The sequence below is a fragment of the Collinsella aerofaciens genome (assembly GCF_009876115.1).
Lineage (GTDB): Bacteria > Actinomycetota > Coriobacteriia > Coriobacteriales > Coriobacteriaceae > Collinsella > Collinsella aerofaciens_N.
In genome coordinates, this window is the sequence record NZ_WWSY01000029.1 from 1 (window position 1) to 3,076 (window position 3,076).

The following is a 3,076-nucleotide window of genomic DNA, read 5'->3' on the forward strand; positions in this document are numbered from 1 at the left end:
ATCCAGTCGAGACACGGGCAAGGAAAGGGTCGATGGAGCAGAGCGTCCATCGACCCTTAATCAAGTCTGGTCTATTCGGTTGGCCGTCGCGTCAATTCCGCAATCCGTGAACGAGTCGGCTTAGATCTGCGCGAGCGCAGACCACGCCGCCCCGTAGTCACGCATTGCTGCATTGACCCGACTACTCTTTGGCACCTGACTGTTCCATGCGCTTGCGCTGGCGCTCGGCGTTCAGATAGTTGCCACGACAGTAGCGTTCGAGAATCGAGTTGTAGCCAACGATGATTTCTCGATACTGCTCTGGGAATTCCTTCAACGCCGCAGTCGTGAAGTCGTTGATGGTCTCGAACTTCTCACACATGATGAAACCGACCAACTCGAAAAGCATGTCCTGCTTGTCCTTGGTCGAAAGCTGCTCAAGCTGACCAATGTCGAAGTTGTTCCCCTCGATGCGGGCTTCGACTGGATACAGCTCCTTGCCCTTCTTGCGACAGGAAGCCGTGTCGTGAATCAGGTAGTCGTATGCGTGCCTGATGTTGTTGATTGGCTCGGCAGACGAACAACACTTCTTGCCGTCCGCGCTCAATCGATTCAAAACGTTGATGATTGCCTTGCGGGTCGTGTTGCCACCCCAGACAACGATGACGTGCGCATGCGTCTTCCGCTGCTTGCTCTTCTGGTCATGGTCAATGTCGTGAACCGCATAAGCGAATGGCACTTGGAGAATATCGTCTATCTCATCCTGCCAGTCGTCGCGCATGTTCTCTGGATAGCAGATGCCCTCCCAGAGCTTTACCTTTGTCTCGCCAGCATTTGCCGCCATGTTATAATTTCCTTGTCTCGAACGCCCCTGCTGCCGCCAAGCTTGCCGGGGCTTTCTTTTTGCCTATTTACGCTATGGCCATGAGACCATCGGCGAGGATTCCGCGAGCATATGCGCCCGTCGACTTGCCCTCGGCCTTCGCTTCCTTCTCAAGCGCCCGCTTCATGGCAGCTGGAACCTTGAGCGACAGCGTCACGGTATCCGGAGCCGCCTTCGGAAGCTTGCCCTCGACAATCTCACCGACGTTGACCCATCCGCTAGGCCACTCGTCACGCTCAAGAGCGCTCTCCCAGTCGGCAATCATCTCGTCGGTAACGACCTTGCCGTTCTCGGCAACGATTCCGTTCATGTCTACCTCCATCCCAGCTCACGCTTGAACTTCTTCGTCGGCGGCACCATCGCGTGGAACACGCACCAAACGCCGTCGATGTCCATGAATCCAATCAGCTCGGCAAACCTCCCGTCAGGAAGAGAGCCGACCGAAATCCAGAGCGGCGGGTCATCCGTGCCATTTCGCTGTCGGCACCTAATCGGGTTCTCCCACGCATATGCGACTTCCTCGCTGGTAAGCCCATGCTTGAGGGCGTTCCCGTGCACTCTGACCACTGCCGTTCTCCTTTCTTTTCTAATAAGTATACCAGATTAGTATACTGAATCAAATCAGCGCGACTGTCCCCGCCACCTGTTGTTTGTCGGTGCTTGGTGGGCGCGGTTCCACGCGTCAGCAGCCGCCCGCGCCTGCGCCATCACCTCGTCCAAGCCCTGCTGGCGTGGCTCGCTCTTCCGCTGCGCATACCTCACTGGCGCGGCAATCCTCTCTGCAAGCTCCTCCACCTTGAGCTTGATTCCCGCAACTGCCGTTCTGATTCGGCTCGCGAGTCCATCGCACTTAACAGCGATGTTATCGAGGATTGCGCCGCGCTCAGCTTTTCCCGCAGCTTCCCAGCCCCGAACCTCGGCAGCGATGGGTCGAAGCTCTGCAACGTCTCGCGCAACTCCGTCCGCTCGTTGCCGAAGACACTCCAATCGGTCTTCTTCATCGGCAATATCGAGCTTCACGTCTTCGAGTTGGCTGTCCAGCTCGGCAAGGTCTCCCCGCCTGTCGGCAATCTGTGCCACAAGGTCGGCCTTCTGCGCCTCGGCATCTTGCAGCAGAGCGGCGGCCTCCTCCTTAGCCACCGCGACGATTCGATCTGCTTCCTGCTGCGCAGGCTCCACAATCGCCCTATCGACCGCACCGCGCACCTTGTCGATGTCCTTTGTACGGCTCGTATAGACCCTCTGCGCCCGCGTCTCCTCGCTCAGCTCCACTTCTGGGCGGTAGCCCATCTTCTGCTCAAGGCGGTCTCCTAAGCCCTTGTGGAAGGTCTGATAGAACTTGCGGTCGCACATCTTCTTGTAGTTGAACCGCCCGTCAAGAATCGGCGTGAACGGTACGTGCATGTGCGGCGTGGTCTCGTCCATGTGCACGTAGCCGCCCATGAGGTTTCCGCGCCCCACGCGGTCGGCGATGTACTGGTAGCTATTCCAAAAGAACTTGTACGCGTCTTCTGGTGGCACGTTCGGCGGCAACGTCACGACCATGTCAGCCATCACCACTGCGTCTTTGCGCGTGGCACGCTTCCCCTCGGCCTTGGCGCGCGCGTTCACGGCGTCTATGCGCCCCTTGACGGTTGCCCACGAAGCCGAACCCCGAACCTTGCCGATGAACCGCTTTCCGTCCTTCTCATACACACCCAGGGTGTAGTTGAGATGCGTGCGGCTCTTGTCGATGTTCTCGCGGCTCACGTTCGGGTTGTCGATGCCTTGCCAGCGGTTGTAGTGGGCGCAGAGCTTGCCGACCGCCGATGCCTTGTATTTCGCGATATGCGCCACGCGTAAACCCCCTGTGACTGTTGAAGATGCGTTCAGTCCTTAGTATAAGGTATAGCACGTTAGACCTTAGCTACGCTAAGGACGTGCCCTGCGGGGCTTCTCCGCAATCCTCCCAGCGGTCGAGATTGCTGCGCGTCATCGGTGGCGGCACCTCTTCCTTGCCTATTCGGCTACGCCGAAATGGAGGGGTTTCACCCCTCCAAACCACCCCGTTCGACCCGATTTGTCATTTGTCATTTGTCACATTATTTTTCGGACGTAGTTAGCGAAAAATAATGAGGCGCCCGATTCTGCAGGTCTCATCCAGTCGAGACACGGGCAAGGAAAGGGTCGATGGAGCAGAGCGTCCATCGACCCTTAATCAAGTCTGGTCTATTC

At 57.6% G+C, this 3,076-nt stretch carries 4 protein-coding genes; all 4 read right to left on the reverse strand.

What is annotated here, in order from left to right:
• Positions 1-181: 181 nt before the first annotated feature.
• The 4 genes from GT571_RS09885 to GT571_RS09900 all read right to left on the reverse strand — a co-directional run bounded on the left by GT571_RS09885 (position 182) and on the right by GT571_RS09900 (position 2,698).
• Positions 182-823 (reverse strand): Rep family protein, encoded by a 642-nt coding sequence (locus GT571_RS09885; RefSeq protein ID WP_155086622.1) that lies wholly within the window; start codon positions 821-823, stop codon positions 182-184.
• A gap of 67 nt (positions 824-890) precedes the next feature.
• On the reverse strand, positions 891-1,172 hold the full coding sequence (locus GT571_RS09890) for a hypothetical protein (RefSeq protein WP_155086623.1): 282 nt from the start codon (positions 1,170-1,172) through the stop codon (positions 891-893).
• Positions 1,173-1,174: 2 nt separating this feature from the next.
• The gene (locus GT571_RS09895) at positions 1,175-1,429 is read right to left on the reverse strand and encodes a hypothetical protein (protein WP_117843712.1); all 255 of its coding nucleotides are present in this window, start codon (positions 1,427-1,429) and stop codon (positions 1,175-1,177) included.
• Positions 1,430-1,483: 54 nt separating this feature from the next.
• Positions 1,484-2,698: a plasmid recombination protein gene (locus GT571_RS09900; RefSeq protein ID WP_161156977.1), complete on the reverse strand. Its 1,215-nt coding sequence runs from the start codon at positions 2,696-2,698 to the stop codon at positions 1,484-1,486.
• Between the last annotated feature and the right edge of the window lie 378 nt (positions 2,699-3,076).